Raw genomic sequence first — 17,353 nt, 5'->3', positions numbered from 1 at the left:
TGCCGATATGTAAATGAATTTGGAGACACTGTGATTGACAGCTTCTTTAAGCAGGTTGTAATTTCCCCGATAATCGACATCCATATAGGAGAGGTTGTCCTTTTGTCTGGTAATCCCAATGGATGATATCACGATGTCAATATCATCGCAGATCCCCTGTAATGAATCCGGTTTTGTTATCTCCCCTATGAATATGTCATCCACAAATTCGGTCAGGTGCTTCAATTTTTCGGGATTTCTGGCCAGGGCACGCACATAGCAACCGCGGTTTTTAAAAGCTTTTACCAGGTAGTTTCCGAGATAGCCGGTCGCACCGGCTACCAGCACCTTTTGGCCTGTTTTCATCTGATACCTCGAATTCCCGTCATTGCTCAATGTGAATATACAGTTAACCTACGGCATATCAATCAAAGAATTCAGAGGTTAGCATATATATCAGTTCATTAAACTGAAATATTGAATTCCATTCTGGGCGATTCTGCAATGGGGTGATCGAACCAATTGCGAAAACTGGAAGCGCGGAAATTTTCTCGCGTTAAAAATCAGAGGGACGATTACAGGTTTTCTTTAAACCTGTCAGCGATTGTAATCACGATTTTTCCGCGAGCGTGGCCATCTTCGAGGAAGCGGATAGCCTCGGGAACCTCATCTAGTTCATATTTCTTGTCGATAACAGGCTTCAGATTTCCGTTTTGGACAAGTTCAGCGATGAATTCTAAATCTTTGCTGTTTGGCCGGGCAATATAGTTTTTCATCTTTCTGCCGTTTTTTTTCGATAAAATCGGTCCCAGGATCATGGCTTGATAAACCTGTTTCATCGATCCTCCGGATTGCACGAAGCGTCCGCCGGGTGTTAAGGCGCGCCTGTAATCAAAAATCGATGAGTTCCCGTTGACGGCAAAGATAAGGTCGTACTTATTCCCGGATTTTGTAAAATCCTCACGGGTATAGTCAATGACATGATCGGCCCCGAGATCGCGCGCCGTCTCCATGTTCCTGGTACTGCAGATAGCAGTTACTTCACCGTCGAATGCTTTGGCGATCTGGATTGCGCAGGACCCTACACCTCCGGAAGCGCCGTTGATTGCGACTTTCTGACCGCTTTTAATTTTGCCATGGTCACGAAGTCCCTGGAGTGCTGTCACGGATGCCATAGGCAACGAGGCGGATTCCGCAAACGACAGGCTGGCGGGTTTGAAAGCGAGAAAGCTTTCGTCGGCACATACATACTCAGCAAATCCTCCGCCCAGAGCGGAAATGTCGCCATAAACCTGATCGCCGGCCTTAAATCGTGTTACTTCACATCCGACAGCTTCAACTACTCCGGCTATATCGGCACCCAGGATCTGGATCCTGGGCTTGAAGAGACCATTCATCAGGCGCACCAGAAACGGATCGGCCCGAAGCATATGCCAGTCATAGGCGTTGACCGAGGATGCCGATACCTTCACCAGCACCTCACTTTCAGCAGGCTCAGGCTTGTCGATTTCCCTGTACTGGAGTACATCCGGCGGGCCATACTCAGTAAAGACAATTGCTTTCATCAGGTTACTGTCCGATCGGGTTTGATATTACAAGTTGCTTGATCCATATGATAGTCTCATAAAAACAGAAAATTTGTCTGTTTTGTTCTGATTTTATAGCTTTTATAGTGCGCTGTTTAAAGCCAGCCGTATGATCCTGTCGAAAATCACCGGCAGGTAAAATACTCAGGTAAACCTGGCTGGAACATAATTGTTTTTTTGCGGTTTAAAAGAGTAGACATTCTTAACTGAAATGCTAAAGATTATGCTTAAGATTTCACCATATTTGACAGTTTTAATCGGTTTACTGCTTATTTCAGGACCGTTTTACTATGCGAGTGCCGTAGAAGCTCCTGCTGAAGGCCAGTATTGTGGTTGCTGCCAGGGCACTTGCGACGGCTGTTGCTGTACTGAGACTCAGTTGCCTCAAAATACCGATGGTGGTGAACCTGATCATGCCTGCCAATGTGATATTACCGACATTCCGGATGATCCGGAATTGCCAACGGGTTTACCATCCACACGTTTGAGCAATGAAACTTCTATATCATATTATTGCCTCATATATATTAATGAATTTTCAGGTAAAACCTGCCAGTCAAAACTGGCCCGAACTGAATCTTTGCCCCCGGTGACCACGCGCCCGGCCTTCGTACTTTTCAGTGCAATACTGATTTAGATTTCTAATTAAGATACAAAACCTGTATCGCTTTTATCCCTGTTTAATTGAAATCGTAACTCTTAACGGAGAAATCTGCCATGCATATATACTGGCTGGTTCTCCTCGCTGGATTGCTTGTATCGGTCCCGGTCGATCGCTTGCAGGCACAAGAGGAGATACTGGATTCACTGATAAAAACAGCACTGGAAAACAATCCCGACCTGTCGGCCGCCGCCTTCATGAGCCATTCCGCCAGGGAAACTACTGAAGCGGCTGGAACTCTGCCGGACCCATCGGTTTCAGTTGCGTTTATGAACCTGCCATCAGGTTCTTTTTCGCTCGACCGGACTCCGATGTCCGGCGTGTCAGTCGGATTTACTCAGAAGATCCCATGGCCCGGTAAGCTGAGTGCCAGGACTGATCTTGCAGACACTCAATATCGGATATCTAAGGCCGAGGAAGAACTAATCCGTGAGCAAGTAATTCGTGAGGTCACCGACGCCTATATCGAGTATTCATACTGGTCACTTTCGAAACAGATCATTGAAAGTTATTTAGACCTGCTGGCAGTAACGGTGGAGATAGCGGAGACTCGCTATGCCAGCGGGAAGTCACTGGCCCAGGATCTGCTTAGGGCCAGCTCTATGGTTTCGCGTACCGAGGTGCGCCTGATGACTGCCGACCACCGGCTCAACTCGGCGCTTTTGAAGCTGAGGCAGGTGGTTTGTGACGATTCTCTTTCGAAAGCGTTGCCGGCGAAACTGGTCGATCCCGGTGATGAGCATGTTCCCGAGTCCCTCAACAGAAGTCCCCTGCTCAGGCTTGCATTATTTGAAGTCGATCGGGCCCAGTCTCGCAAACACCTGGCTCGTCATCAATATTATCCTGACATCTCCCTGGGTATTGACTATCGTTTCCGGCAGGATATCGCTGGCGACCCGATCCGCGGTGAAGATTTTTTGAGCTTCAAGGTTGGCTTCAGCCTTCCGCTCTGGTTTTTCGCGAAACAGAAACATCAGGTTCGTTCCGCTGAACAGATGACTTACGCTTCAATCAAACGCGAGATTTCTATCCGTGATCAACTTAAAAGAAAGTACGATGACGCCCTTTCGAACCTGAAGTTGCTTAAAGCGAGCATAGATAAATATAAAAACTCTCTTCTGCCCGAGGCACAGGCCGCCCTGGAAGCGGCTGAGGTGGCTTATGAGGTCGGAGAAATTGATTTCAATGCACTGCTTACCGCGCAGACCGATGCTTTCGATATTCGCCTGGAGCGGCTCGATCTGTTAAGACAATATCACAAAACAATTTCACTGCTGGCCGAACTGGCTGGATCAAAACAGGAGAAGTAAAACCATGCGAATGATAATAACAGCGATTATATGTATATTCATAGGTTTTAGCGTAGCTTACCTGATCATTCCGGGATCAGCAAATGAAAACACCGCCGAGGCCGCTTCATCAGATCAGCAGTACACCTGCGGTATGCATCCGGAAATCATCAGTGACGAACCGGGGATCTGCCCGATCTGCAATATGAAACTTACCCCAAAGCGCGATGCTTCATCTGACCCCGGAAGCGTCCGAATAAACCCGGCGATGAAACAGAACATGGGGCTGGTTACAAAAAAGGCTGATTACCAAATACTGACTCGCAGAATTTTAACTTTCGGTGAGGTGGCGGTTCCCGATCCAAAGGTCCACCGGGTCATGCTGAAGACCGAGGGCTGGGTGGAAAAGCTGTATGTTGACGAAGGAGGACAATATGTCGACAAGGGAGAGCCGTTGCTGGAAATCTACTCGCCTGAGCTTGTAACTGCCCAGAAAGAGCTTTTGGTTGCAACCAAATCGAATTCGAGTGAGGCCATGATCAGACTTGCTGATGCCTCCCGCAAACGGCTCCAGAACTGGGATATCTCGAATGACCAGTTGAGACGCCTGGAGGAAACTCGCGAGGTAACACGCACACTGACTGTAAGCTCGCCTGCCGATGGTTTTGTCCGGATGAAGAATGTATCAGAAGGCGAACGTGTTTCAGCCCGAACTGTATTGTATGAGATCACAGACCTGAGCGAAGTCTGGATCGAAGCTCGTGTCTATGAACAGGACCTGCCGTATATCGAGCTGAATCAACCCGCCGGTGTTACGATTCCAACCCTGCCGGGACAGTCATTTGCAGGTTATGTCACCTATATTTCGCCGTTTCTCGATGATCGTGGACAGGCTGAAATTCGGCTGGCTCTCGACAATCCCGAGTTCAAGCTCAAACCGTCCATGTATGCCGAGGTTGAAATCCGGGGTGAACTGGATGACCGGCGCCTGGTTATTGATCGTTCTGCCGTAATCAATTCCGGCGCCCGCCAGCTCGTCTTCGTGGCTGGTAAAAACGATTCCTACAGGGCGAGGACAATTAGAACCGGTGCGGTTAGTGGAAATGACATGATCGAGGTTGTCGACGGTTTGAAGGCAGGAGAGGCCGTGGTCACATCAGGTCAATTTCTGCTCGACAGCGAAACCCGTCTGGGTGAAGTGGTGGAGACTTCCGACGGCCATGGCCATAAACATGGAGATCATGCAGGGTCTGAAGACAAAATGGGCGCCGAAGAAAATCCCCAAAAATCCGGTGATCCCTACGATATCCATACCTGCCCGATGCCGGGGCATTATCATGTTTTGAACTACGGTCCGGGGCAGTGTCCCGAGTGCGGGATGGATCTGGTGCCGGTCAGCGAAACCGGCAACTCCCCGGTCTATGTCTGCCCGATGCCGGAATGTGGTATCGCCACCAATGAGCCGGGATTATGTCCCGTTTGCAATATGCACCTGACGGAATACGAACCGAAAAAAGAATCAGCATCGGTTGAAAAGACAGATTCCATTACCGGTATTCACCAGCATTCTGACAGCAGTACGCATAAAATGCCCGCTGGCAATAAGGCTGATGATGATCCCTACGATATTCATACCTGCCCGATGCCGGAGCATTATCATGTTTTGAACTACGGTCTGGGCCAGTGTCCTGAGTGTGGAATGGATTTGGTTCCGGTCAGCGAAACCGGCAACTCCCCGGTCTATGTCTGCCCGATGCCGGAATGTGGTATCGCCACTAATAAGCCGGGATTGTGCCCCGTGTGCAATATGCATCTGAAAGAATACCAGCCGGAGGCTCAAGGTGATAAATAAGATAATCGAAGCCTCGATAGCTAACCGCTGGCTGGTGCTCTGGTTCGCACTGGCTGTTCTCGTTCTTGGAATCTGGGCGGCGGAACGGATCGCGATCGATGCTATCCCGGATCTGTCCGATGTCCAGGTAATCATCCAGACCAACTACTCCGGTCAGCCTCCGCAGGTTATCGAGGACCAGGTTACCTATCCGATTTCGACAGCCATGCTATCGGTTCCGGGTGCCAGCAATGTGCGCGGGTTTTCCTATTTCGGGTTGTCCTTTGTCTATGTCATTTTTGAGGACGGCACAGATATTTACTGGGCCAGAAGCCGTGTGCTTGAATTTCTGGCACAGTTGAGCGATCGCCTTCCGGACGGAGCTAAACCTCAGCTGGGTCCGGATGCTACCGGAGTCGGCTGGGTCTTTCAGTACGCCCTGGTGGATACTACCGATCAGACTGACCTTGCCGAACTTCGTTCTCTGCAGGACTGGTTTTTGAAATATGAACTTTCGGCCCTGGCGGGGGTCTCCGAGGTCGCCTCGGTAGGCGGATTTGTGCGTCAATACCAGGTCGAAATCGACCCTCGCAAACTAGAACATTACGGTATCCCGTTGATGCATGTGAAAGAAGCGGTAAAGAAATCTACCGGCGCGGTTGGAGCCCGGATAGTCGAACTGGCTGAAACCGAATTCATGGTGCGCAGTGAAGCTTATATCGGCAGTCTCGAGGATCTGCGACAGATACCGGTTCATAAGGAACCCGATGAGCCCCCGGTACTCTTGTCCTCGGTGGCATCTGTGCAGGTCGGCCCGCAAATTCGCAGGGGTGTAGCCGAACTGGATGGCGAGGGCGAAACTGTCGGCGGTATAGTTGTCATGCGTTATGGTGAAAACGCCCGGGAAGTGATCGAACGGGTCAAAATGCGCCTGGCCGAACTGCAGGAAAGTCTGCCTGAGGGCGTTAGGGTGGTCACCGTGTATGATCGCACTGAACTGATCGACAGCGCCACCAGCAACCTGACCTCAACTTTGAGCAAGGAGATGATCATAGTGGTGCTGATAATTCTCCTGTTTCTTATGCACCTGCGTTCAACATTGGTAGCGGTTGTAGTCCTTCCGGCGGGCGTCGCCCTGTCGATATTGACCATGCATCTTCTGGGCATCAACGCCAATATCATGTCGCTGGGCGGGATCGCTATCGCGATCGGTGTTATGGTCGATGCCTCCCTGGTAACTGTTGAAAATGCTCATAAACATCTGGAACGAAGAGCAAAGAATCGTCCACGATCAGAGGTCATTCTGGAAGCCACCCGTGAAGTCGGCCCGGCGTTGTTTTTCTCACTTTTGATTATCACCGTGTCGTTTCTGCCGGTGCTGGCGCTTCAAGGTCAGGCCGGTCGCCTGTTCAGCCCGCTTGCCTATACGAAGACATTCGCCATGGCGGCTTCGGCACTGCTGTCGATTACCGTCGTCCCGGCACTCGTGGTTTTGGTAGTTAAAGGTAAAATCAGGTCGGAACGCAGACATCCCGTTTCAAGAATTTTGATTGCAATCTATAAGCCGGTAATACGATTCGCATTAAAACATCGCTGGCTGGTTGTTGTCACAGCGGTTATTCTGCTCGTGATTACGGTTTTGCCTCTTTCGCGCCTGGGTTCGGAATTCATGCCTCCACTCTATGAAGGTGATCTTTTGTATATGCCCACCACACCGCCCGGGATGTCGGTTGAGAAAACTCGTGAACTGCTTCAGCAGACCGACCGCATGATCGCAACCTTTCCCGAAGTCGAACGGGTGTTCGGCAAGGCTGGAAGGGCAGAAACGGCGACTGATCCGGCGCCATTAACGATGCTGGAGACGACTATCATGCTCAAGCCGCGTGATCAGTGGCGTGCCGGCATGACGCCCGAGAAATTGATTGACTCTCTCGATGCCGCGGTGCAGTTTCCCGGCCTCACAAACTCCTGGACGATGCCGATTCGGACCCGGATCGATATGCTGGCCACCGGTATCAAAACTCCTGTGGGTATCAAGATCATGGGGCCTGATCTTGATAGTTTGAACGCAATCGCGAAAAGAATCGAAACGGTTGTGAAAGAACTGCCGGGGATTCGTTCGGTCTATGGTGAACGGATAACCGGGGGCAACTATCTCGATATAAAAATCGACCGTTTCAAGGCATCCGCCTACGGTCTGACGCCGGGTGATATTAATATGGTTCTTTCGACTGCGGTCGGCGGTATGACAGTGACCGAGAATATCGAGGGCCGGGAGCGCTACGACGTCATCGTTCGCTACCCGCGCGAACTGCGCGACAGCCCGGAGGGAATTGCCAGAACGCTGATTGCGACTCCTGACGGTGGTAGTGTACAGCTGGGCCAGGTTGCCAGTCTGGGTTTCTCGCGCGGGGCGGCCATGATCAAGTCTGAAAATGCTCGGCCAACTGCCTGGGTTTTCGTCGATCTCAAGGATGCCGATGTCGGCAGTTTCGTGGAGATGGCCCGTGAAAGTGTGGCCCGGACAGTGGCCCTGCCAAAGGGTTATTCAATGGTCTGGTCCGGTCAGTACGAGAACATGGAAGAAGTTGCTGAAAAATTATCGGTAATTATTCCCCTTGCAATCTTCGTGATCCTGGTGCTCCTCTATCTGCATTTCAGGAGTATATCCGATACGTTGATCGTGATGCTGTCACTTCCATTTTCACTGGTGGGCGGTATCTGGTTGATGTATCTTCTGGGATTCAATACATCGGTAGCTGTGTATATAGGTTTCATCGCTTTGGCGGGGCTTGCGGCCGAGACCGGTGTCGTGATGATCGTCTATCTGAAATCAGCGCGTGACCGCTTCAGACGAGAAGGCATTCTCAAGAATATCTCCGATTTACGGGCCGCTATTACCGAGGGCGCGGTGGAACGAGTCCGGCCCAAGGTCATGACCGTGGCTACCACTATTTTGGCGCTTTTGCCGGTCATGCTGGGCCACGGCACCGGAAGCGAAGTCATGCGGCGAATCGCCGCTCCCATGGTGGGCGGGATGATATCTTCTGCGTTATTGACATTGATCGTGGTGCCGTCATTGTATTACATCGTCCATGGCATCCAGTTTAACAGTAAGATTCAGGATTAAGCTGACATATCGCTGGCTGAGATGAAAACAAAAAGAAAGTGAAAACATGGATTTTGACTGCAGGATCCTTTCATCGGGTGGGACGACTAATTCTCTTTCGATCCTGCGAAAGCTACACTTTGCGGGCGTGAAAGAGGCAAAAGGTCGGGTACTTTGAAGTGAATTCGTAGTCCTCGAAGGTCTCTTTTGCGCTCGAGGCTGGACGGCATTCTGTCAGATCGAGCAGGACAAAACCGGCGGATTTAAGCGACTTGATTATATTCTCGAAAGTATGATGATAGCTCAAAAGCTTCTCGCCACACATCTGCCAGTAATAAGGATCAGCGTTGAAGTATGGCCGTAAAAAAATACTGCCCTTTTTGTCAGACCTGTTCATGTCGATTGATTCATTGAGCGGGTGATGCATGGTAAAGACGAATTCTCCGCCATCCTTGAGCACTCTGGAGACCTCGGCGAAACCCTGCTTGAGGTCGCGGGTGTAATGCATAACAAGAGAGCTGGCGACTATCTCATAGTGATTGTCCTCACATGGCAGTTGCCGTGTATCTGCTACCTCGAAGTCAATTGACGGATAGTTCTCTCGCGCGATTTCTATCATACTTTCGGATATGTCGATACCGTTAACCATCCCTCCCCAGGCATGAATTTTACCGCTCAATAGCCCGGTACCACATCCCAGATCAAGGACCCTGCGACCTTCGACTATGGGTTGTAACACCGTATCTATTGCGGGGCTTTCCAGGCAATCATTCCAGGAAGCGGATTTCGGATTGTGTCTCTTCTCGTGATAATCCCGCGCGATCTTGTTATATGAATTTTTTATCTTATCGTAATCATCCACATCTTTTAATCCTGCTTAAAAATAGTTTTTCTGAAGCATGGATAGTTCGCTTTCTGGTTTAAGTCAAGCCAATCGCATAAAAACGATCATTTTTGAAATTATCAGTATTGTTAAGAATATCGTATCAGCCAAAGGAACAAGGATCGACATGGAAGTGTTAGAAAACTAAAAACAGGCCTTAACCGAAGTTTTTATTCTACTATATATTGGAGTTTGATAGTGTCTAAAATAATACTTATTATAAACTCATGAAGGACATCATTTCGATTTTGCGACAATGTGATATTCAACCGACTCCTCAGAGAATTGCAGTTGTAGAATCCGTATTGAAAAGTAAATCTCATCCCTCGGCGGACGATGTGTTAAATTCTGCTCGCAGGAAATGTCCTACAGTTTCGCGAGCCACGGTTTATAATACACTGAATCTTCTCGTCGAAAAAGGTCTTTTGAGTGTGCAGACTATCCGGGAAGGTGCAGTTATTTTCGATCCGAATATTGAAAAACATCACCACCTGATCGATATCGATACGGGCCGTATTTACGACATCCCCTGGAACCAATTGCAGGTCAGGGGAAAGGAGAAGTTAAAAGATTTCGAGATAACCGAATTTCAGATCGTTTTGCGAGGCAAGCGGAAGAAATAATGTGTGTTTTTTTAAGGTGTGATTATACAGCGTCTAATATTAGACCTGCTCTGTCTATTGGAAAAATATCGAAGACAGGTATTATTGAATATGAAATCTTGTGAATCAATATATACATAAACTAGAACAGTCTTGTGAATCAATTTTCGATGAAGGAGAGATTATGACAGACCAAAACATGGAAAGTTCCGGCAAGTGTCCGGTAACCGGTATGAAGAGCAGTCCCACTGCCGGTAGCGGTACTTCCAATCGGGACTGGTGGCCGAACCAGCTCAATCTGAAGATATTGCATCAGCATTCTGCCAAATCCAATCCTATGGGGGCGGATTTTAGTTACGCTGAGGAGTTCAAAAAACTCGATTACAAATCATTGAAAGAAGACCTATATGCCCTGATGACTGACTCGCAGGACTGGTGGCCGGCTGATTACGGTCACTACGGCGGGCTCTTTATTCGTATGGCCTGGCACAGTGCGGGGACCTATCGTATGGGCGACGGCCGTGGAGGCGGAGGCACCGGCAACCAGCGTTTTGCTCCTATAAACAGCTGGCCGGACAATGTCAACCTCGACAAGGCGCGTCGTCTGCTGTGGCCGATTAAGCAGAAATACGGCAAGATGATTTCCTGGGCTGATCTGATGATCCTGGCCGGCAACTGTGCCTTGGAGTCGATGGGCCTGAAGACCTTTGGATTTGCCGGGGGTCGTGAGGATATCTGGGAACCGGAAGAGGATACCTACTGGGGGGCCGAGGAGGAATGGCTGGCCACCAGCGACGAGCCCAAAAGCCGTTACAGTGGTGACCGGGAGCTGGAAAATCCCCTGGCGGCGGTACAGATGGGGTTGATCTATGTCAATCCGGAAGGTCCCGACGGCAACCCTGATCCGGTCTCATCAGGCCGTGATGTGCGCGAAACTTTTGCGCGTATGGCTATGAATGATGAGGAAACCGTCGCGCTCGTGGCCGGTGGGCACACATTCGGTAAGTGTCACGGTGCGGGTGATGCTGAACTTCTCGGGCCTGAGCCCGAGGCCGCCCCGATCGAAGAGCAGGGCCTGGGATGGAAAAGCGGTTACAAGAGCGGAAAGGGCGGTGATACCATCACCAGCGGTATTGAAGGTGCCTGGAAGCCAAATCCGACAAAATGGGATATGGGTTACTTGAATACGCTCTTCAAATACGAGTGGGAACTGGTCAAAAGCCCGGCGGGGGCAAACCAGTGGCTGGCCAAGGATGTGGAAGAAGAAGACATGATAGTCGATGCCCACGATCCTTCGAAGAAACACCGGCCTATGATGACAACCGCGGACTTATCGCTTCGTTATGATCCGATCTATGAGCCGATTGCGCGGCGTTTTCAGAAAAATCCCGAAGAATTCGCCGACGCCTTCGCTCGCGCGTGGTTCAAGCTGACTCACCGCGATATGGGGCCCCGTTCACGTTATCTCGGACCGGAAGTCCCCAAAGAAGACCTCATCTGGCAGGACCCCATTCCGGATATCGACCATGATTTAATTGATGAAGAAGATATTGCGGAACTGAAGGATAAAATCCTCGCCTCGGGACTGTCTATACCGGAACTGGTAGCGACTGCCTGGGCCTCGGCATCGACTTTCCGTGGGTCGGATATGCGCGGTGGTGCGAATGGCGCGAGAATTCGGCTGGCACCGCAAAAGGACTGGGAAGTAAATCAACCGGAACAACTGGCGAAAGTGTTGCATTCATTGGAACAGATTCGAAAAGAATTCAATGATTCGCAATCTGGAGATAAAAAGATCTCACTGGCCGACCTGATCGTTTTAGCGGGATGCGCGGCCGTCGAAAAGTCGGCGAAGTCTGCCGGTTACGATGTAACCGTTCCATTTACTCCCGGTCGTATGGATGCTTCCGAGGAGCAGACTGATGCTGAATCTTTCAGTGTGCTGGAGCCGAAAGCCGATGGATTTCGCAATTATATGCCCAAAGAATATGCTGTACCTGCCGAAAAGCTGCTTTTGGATCGGGCCAATCTGCTGACTCTTACTGCTCCTGAGATGACAGTGCTTATTGGCGGTATGCGTGTATTGAACGCGAATTTTGATAAATCTGAACATGGGGTATTCACGAAACAGCCGGAAAGCCTGACGAATGACTTCTTTGCGAATCTGCTGGATATGAATACAGAGTGGCAAAAATCCTCCGGTTCAGATTATTTGTATGAAGGAATCGATCGGAACAGCGGTGACAAAAAATGGACTGGTACGCGGATCGACCTGATCTTCGGATCGAATTCGCAATTGCGAGCGATTGCGGAAGTTTATGCGAGTGAAGATGCGAAGGAGAAGTTCGTGCACGATTTCATTCTCGCGTGGGATAAAGTGATGAACCTCGATCGCTTCGATCTCGCTCAGTAGTAACTGTTGCTGAAAATAAATCAGGGAGGTTGAATCTGTCAGCCTCCCTTTATTTTTGAACAACATCAAGCTATACGGATCATATATTCGAGAGCCTGATTGTCATGCTGATTCGTCTTGTGTCTTACTGTAATCCTCTATTCCCTGCTGGATACGGCTGGTGATACCGTGGGGAGCGACACGACCGCAAAAGCCGGTACCGTCGGAATCAGGTATACATAAACGAAAACACCAGGCTGTGCGGTTTTTTGTCATCGGGCAACCTAAATAGGTGTAATTTTTCAGCGCTTTGCGAGTAGATTCACCTTTGTAACCATCAACTGTAGTTTTCTCTGCCATTTTCAACCTCATTGTCCAATTCAGGTAATGGATTCTCTTACATTACTTATCAACCCATTGCCTTACTTGTGGCCGTTTAACTTGCTATTATCCTTAACCCAAAACGAAGATAAAAGTTCTCTCGTATATGCTGGATTTTAGCAATAATTGGGGTAAGCCAATATTCGCTGGACGCTATCCTTTAGTAGAACAAGGATTTATGCCGCTTCGATAGATTTATGTTGCGCTCTTTTCAAAGAATTTGAAAGACAATAAGAAATTTTCTTGAACTTTACGACCGGCGGTCGTATATAAACTATAGGTCGTATATGGACTGTCGTTCGGAAATGTGGTTACTTTTATTCAGGTGTGGTGCAGTATGGGTATAGAGGAGAGAAAGGCGAAAGAACGCCAGCAGCGAATAGACATGATTCTCGATGCGGCCACACGGGTGATTATGGATAACGGGATCGAGAACGCAACTATGGAGGAGATCGCCTCAGCCGCCGAGCTTGGAAAAGCGACCATCTACAACTACTTCGCGAGCAAACAACTTCTTCTGCTTGGACTTGACCTCCGTGGAACAAAAAAAGAGGAAGAGGGATTCCGTCGTGCTTACGAGGAGGGCCGGAGCGGTCTGGATCGCACCTTGAAAATCGGTCATTTCTATTTCGATCATGCCATGGAGAGCCCAGTTTATTTCCAGGCGAAAGTTCAGCTGGGGAGAATGGATGTAAAAGTCTTTGCACCGCTTTCAGATGACCCGATGGTAAACGAATACATGCAGGCCGTACAGAGGATCCATCGAATTCTGGCTGATGCGATAGCGGATGGAATCAATGATGGCACAATTCGCTCCAACATCCATCCGCAGAAGATGTCACTTCTGCTGTGGTGCCAGAGCAACGGCGTAATTGAATTGATACAGAACCGAGGTGAGTTAGTCCTGGCTGTTCAAGGAATTACCGTAGAGCAGATCAGGGATAGCTTTTTCCGCGCTCTGGAATGTCAACTCGCGGCAACAGCATTGAATCAATGACATTGTACCCATGGACAAGCAAGAATCTGTGATGATCAGAATCAGAAAATTAAAAAACAAAGCAGTAGAAGAAATTCACATTGTGTTATCCGGATTGTCCCCCGTGGATGTGATAACGCAATAACGCTCACTGGAGGCAATGCATTTATGAGACACTTGTGGCTTAAAACAACGTTTATTGCCGTATTCATCCTTATATTCTCAAGTGGTGTAGCGGCCCAGATGAGACCTTCATATTCTGTCAGTTATGATTTTATTCCTTATCAGACTGTTGATGAGCCGATTGAAATGGAGGATGGTTCCTTTGTCGATGATGCTCAGGTTCGGTTGTCTAAGTTCAGGACAACCTTTGCTTATCCATTTATGTTCTCCGAGGGAAGAACTATAATACTAAATGAACTCTCATATCAGCGTATCGGATTTCAGTACCGTAAGACAGAGAGTATACTTGAGAATTTGCACGGAGTTGGCTATAGTTTTACTCTTATGCACCGTTTCTCCGGTAAGTGGTCGTTATTGACTATGGTAAATCCATCTCTGGCCTCCGATTTTGAAGCAGGGATTTCTTCTGAAGACCTCAGCTTTCAGACCGCCATTATAGTCAACCGGCATTTCAGCGAAAGTTTTTCTATCGGAATCGGAGCAGCTTATTCGACGCAGTTTGGCTCTGCTGTTCCTCTGCCGGTGATCTCTTTGGAATTCAATGATGGTGATAAATGGTCTGCAAACGCTATTCTGCCCTCAAGTCTGGAAGTATGGTACAAAGCCAGTCAAAGAGTTGACTTGGGCGTGCTGCTATCCGGCGACGGAGACAATTACCACTTTGACCCTCAAGGCTACCAGGTCAATCGTCCTGAACTCAGATATACAATGATGACCCTTGGTCCAGCAGCCAAAATAAAACTGTCGAAACATCTGCGCTTGAACGTGGAAGCAGGAATCATCGGCCTGCATCGTTTCGAATTCTATTCCGGAGATGAAGAAATCGTTTCTAACGACCTAAAACCAAGCCAGTACCTGAGGACCGGACTTCAGATCGGGCTTTAATGGCTGGCTAAGGTTTTTCCGGAGGAGTTTGTATGAAAACATGGCATCGAATTGTTGAGCTGTCATTAGCCTTCTTTGTTATAGTGATGGTAAGTAGTGTCATAAGTTTAGCCTGTTCAAACAATCAAACATTGAAGATGCAGTTTAAGGCACAACTGGATTCGCTCTATGAAGAATATCGATTCCCTGGTGCAACCGCGGCTTATGTATTACCAGATGGGACAGCCGAGGTGGTCGCAGTCGGGTTCGCCGATATTGAGCGCGAGATCCCAATGGCACCTGAATCGCGCATGCTGGCAGCCAGCATAGGCAAGACCTTTGTGGGAGCGACGTTGCTGGATCTGGCCGGCGACGGCTTGCTGGCTCTCGATGATCCGGTATCGAAATGGCTCGGTGATCGGCCGTGGTTCGAGAGACTGCCCAATCATGGATCCATAACGCTCAGGCAACTTCTGAACCATACCTCGGGCATTCCTAATCATGTGGAAAGCGAGAGGTTTGCTCAAGCTTTCAGCGACCGTTGGGACGATATTGACAATCCCTTCGCGCCTGAGGAACTGATTGCATTCGTTCTCGATGAACAACCGCTTTTCTCAGCAGGCAAAGGATGGCATTACACGGATACAGGATATCTCCTGCTCGGTCTCGTTATTGAAAAAGTCACCGGGCGCAGTTGGTACGATGAAGTGGTGATTCGTTTTCTCAACCCGCTGAAACTTTCTCGCACGGAACCTTCTGACCAGGTGGATTTGCCTGGGCTCTCCGCGGGTTATATGGCCGAGGATAATGCTTTTGGTCTACCGCCAAAAACGATTTCTGCGCCCGGTCGCATGGTTTGGAGCCCGAGGATTGAATGGTCCGGCGGTGGATTTGTCAGCAATTCCAGAGATCTGGCAGTATGGGGTAAAATGCTTTATGAGGGACAGGTGATGGAGCACGACTATCTCGATGATCTGCTTGCCTCTGTGCCCGTCGTCGACACCGATTCAAGCACGAGCTACGGATTAGCGGTGGCTGTTCACATCGGTGGACCTTTCGGACCGACATATGGCCATGGTGGCTGGATCCCGGGATACACTTCCAGTCTGCGTTACTATCCCGAATATGATATCTGCATTGCCTTTCAGATCAACACTGATATCGGGATAGTCGATCATTCTGAGCCAGTAGTTGAGGACATGGAGAAGTGTCTTGCCGAGATAGTTATCGTTGGGGCCAGGCAAGACGAGAGCGGTGACTAAGTATAAAACAAATCGGAGGATGATACCCTGATGAATACCAGAGACTCAGCAGCAACAGGAAAACAGATTACTGTGAAATCCCTTGTACCTTTTCTGATTATGACTTTCGGCATTACTTGGGGAATACTCGCGCTGTACATTTTCCTGACGGATCAGATGACTGCCTTATTCGGTCAGTTAACCGGTGATCACCCGTTATTTTTTCTCGCGGTGTATGCACCGGCTATTGCAGCCTTTACAATAATCTTGCACAAAACGGGTGTCGGCGGTCTGAAGCGGTATCTGACCAGATTGTTGCTGTGGCGTTGCTCCAAATACTGGTACGCCTTCTTGCTTGTCGGCCTCCCGCTGGTTTTTTACGGGGGCGCGGCTATGAAAGGTACACTCTCTTCAGAACCGTTTCCGTTTTCCTCGTTTGGAGGTCTTGTTGCCGCAATCGCACTCAGCGTTATAAAAGGTCCTGTGGAGGAGTTCGGCTGGAGGGGATTCGCACAGCCCCTGCTTCAACGCAAGTTTGCTCCTGTGTGGGTTGCCATGATCATAGGCATCGTGTGGGGATTCTGGCACCTACCCGCGTTTCTGCTCAGCGGAACCCAGCAAAGCGCCTGGTCATTTGGCCCATTCTTCGCCGGCACCATAGCCATCAGCCTTATTGTGACTCAGTTGTTCAATGCGTCGCGCGGCAGCATACTCCTGGCGGCCTTCATGCATTTCCAGCTCATGAATCCGATATGGCCCGACGCCCAGCCTTATGATACATATATTCTGATCATCGTTGCCGTGATTGTGATCGGACTCAACCGGAAGAAAATGTTCAGTCGTGTCAGCTCCATTACCCAGGTCATTCCTGATTCCAAAGCTGGTGATCATTGATTCCTGTCTGCTTCACAGACGTGTAAGAACGTAACTCAGAACAGGATTTATAATAGGGGATGGACAAATCCATAATATTATGGTTGCTTATTTCGGCGGTCAGGGGAATTTGTACATCCGATTTGTGATTGTAGGATATACGGGTTACTTCACGTAATCATGAGCGCTAACTCTGTCGTAGAAATGTTTGTGTTTCCATCGTAATACCAGTTTTTTTATTTACTTGAGGAAAACAAAAATGCTGGAGGCAGGATCGAACTCCATACTCGCGTTGCGGCACAATGACTTACAACGTATTGTGACCACAATTGTTGTAAGTTATTGCATGATATTCGGTATTGTTCAGGCAGATGGAGGCGCACAAATGCCCTTATTTCAGGCACTTAGTGTTAATTTTCAATGACTTAGGGAAAACGAAAAATGGTGGAGGTGGGGGGAATCGAACCCCCGTCCGAAAGTGACGTCATAAAACCATCTACGTG

13 protein-coding genes and 1 other RNA gene are annotated in these 17,353 nt (G+C 49.1%); 9 read left to right on the top strand and 5 right to left on the bottom strand.

Features of this window, described 5'->3' with window-relative positions; all coding sequences use genetic code 11:
• Both GF404_11685 and GF404_11680 read right to left on the bottom strand, forming a co-directional pair.
• Nucleotides 1-345, bottom strand: a 345-nt coding sequence (locus GF404_11685) for an NAD(P)H-binding protein (protein MBD3382842.1), incomplete at its 3' end; no start/stop codon positions are given.
• Between the two features lie 209 nt (nt 346-554).
• Nucleotides 555-1,544, bottom strand: coding sequence for a zinc-binding dehydrogenase (locus GF404_11680; GenBank protein MBD3382841.1), 990 nt, complete (start codon nt 1,542-1,544; stop codon nt 555-557).
• A 738-nt stretch (nt 1,545-2,282) separates the two neighbouring features.
• Between GF404_11680 and GF404_11675 the strand changes: the two genes are divergently transcribed.
• Genes GF404_11675 through GF404_11665 form a run of 3 tightly spaced genes read left to right on the top strand, consistent with a single transcriptional unit; the run spans nt 2,283 to nt 8,476 of the window.
• Complete coding sequence (locus tag GF404_11675) at nt 2,283-3,536, top strand: hypothetical protein (GenBank protein ID MBD3382840.1); 1,254 nt, start codon at nt 2,283-2,285, stop codon at nt 3,534-3,536.
• Between the two features lie 4 nt (nt 3,537-3,540).
• Nucleotides 3,541-5,367 (top strand): efflux RND transporter periplasmic adaptor subunit, encoded by a 1,827-nt coding sequence (locus tag GF404_11670; GenBank protein MBD3382839.1) that lies wholly within the window; start codon nt 3,541-3,543, stop codon nt 5,365-5,367.
• Complete coding sequence (locus GF404_11665; protein ID MBD3382838.1) at nt 5,357-8,476, top strand: CusA/CzcA family heavy metal efflux RND transporter; 3,120 nt, start codon at nt 5,357-5,359, stop codon at nt 8,474-8,476. The genes GF404_11670 and GF404_11665 overlap by 11 nt, the downstream gene beginning before the upstream one ends.
• A gap of 112 nt (nt 8,477-8,588) precedes the next feature.
• Here the strand turns inward: GF404_11665 and GF404_11660 are convergent, their stop codons facing one another.
• Nucleotides 8,589-9,317, bottom strand: a complete 729-nt coding sequence (locus tag GF404_11660; protein MBD3382837.1) for a methyltransferase domain-containing protein — start codon at nt 9,315-9,317, stop codon at nt 8,589-8,591.
• A 248-nt stretch (nt 9,318-9,565) separates the two neighbouring features.
• On the opposite strand from GF404_11660, the gene GF404_11655 reads away from it, so the two are divergent.
• Entirely contained in the window at nt 9,566-9,961 is a 396-nt protein-coding gene (locus tag GF404_11655; GenBank protein ID MBD3382836.1) for a transcriptional repressor, read from the top strand.
• A gap of 178 nt (nt 9,962-10,139) precedes the next feature.
• Nucleotides 10,140-12,353, top strand: coding sequence for a catalase/peroxidase HPI (katG, locus tag GF404_11650; GenBank protein ID MBD3382835.1), 2,214 nt, complete (start codon nt 10,140-10,142; stop codon nt 12,351-12,353).
• A 102-nt stretch (nt 12,354-12,455) separates the two neighbouring features.
• On the opposite strand, the gene GF404_11645 is transcribed toward katG, so the two are convergent.
• Complete coding sequence (locus tag GF404_11645; GenBank protein MBD3382834.1) at nt 12,456-12,692, bottom strand: hypothetical protein; 237 nt, start codon at nt 12,690-12,692, stop codon at nt 12,456-12,458.
• 358 nt (nt 12,693-13,050) lie between these two features.
• Between GF404_11645 and GF404_11640 the strand changes: the two genes are divergently transcribed.
• The 4 genes from GF404_11640 to GF404_11625 all read left to right on the top strand — a co-directional run bounded on the left by GF404_11640 (nt 13,051) and on the right by GF404_11625 (nt 16,871).
• Complete coding sequence (locus GF404_11640) at nt 13,051-13,710, top strand: TetR family transcriptional regulator (protein MBD3382833.1); 660 nt, start codon at nt 13,051-13,053, stop codon at nt 13,708-13,710.
• Nucleotides 13,711-13,857: 147 nt separating this feature from the next.
• Nucleotides 13,858-14,757, top strand: a complete 900-nt coding sequence (locus GF404_11635; protein MBD3382832.1) for a hypothetical protein — start codon at nt 13,858-13,860, stop codon at nt 14,755-14,757.
• A gap of 32 nt (nt 14,758-14,789) precedes the next feature.
• Nucleotides 14,790-15,998, top strand: coding sequence for a serine hydrolase (locus GF404_11630; protein MBD3382831.1), 1,209 nt, complete (start codon nt 14,790-14,792; stop codon nt 15,996-15,998).
• Between the two features lie 30 nt (nt 15,999-16,028).
• A complete protein-coding gene (locus GF404_11625; GenBank protein MBD3382830.1) occupies nt 16,029-16,871 on the top strand; it encodes a CPBP family intramembrane metalloprotease in 843 nt (280 codons plus the stop codon).
• 421 nt (nt 16,872-17,292) lie between these two features.
• Here GF404_11625 and ssrA read toward each other — a convergent pair.
• Nucleotides 17,293-17,353: a transfer-messenger RNA gene (gene ssrA / locus GF404_11620) on the bottom strand; the annotation flags it as partial.

It is taken from the genome of Candidatus Zixiibacteriota bacterium, assembly GCA_014728145.1.
Lineage (GTDB): Bacteria > Zixibacteria > MSB-5A5 > JAABVY01 > JAABVY01 > WJMC01.
Note: the sequence above shows the minus strand (reverse complement) of the source record. Positions and strands in the feature narration are given on the sequence as shown.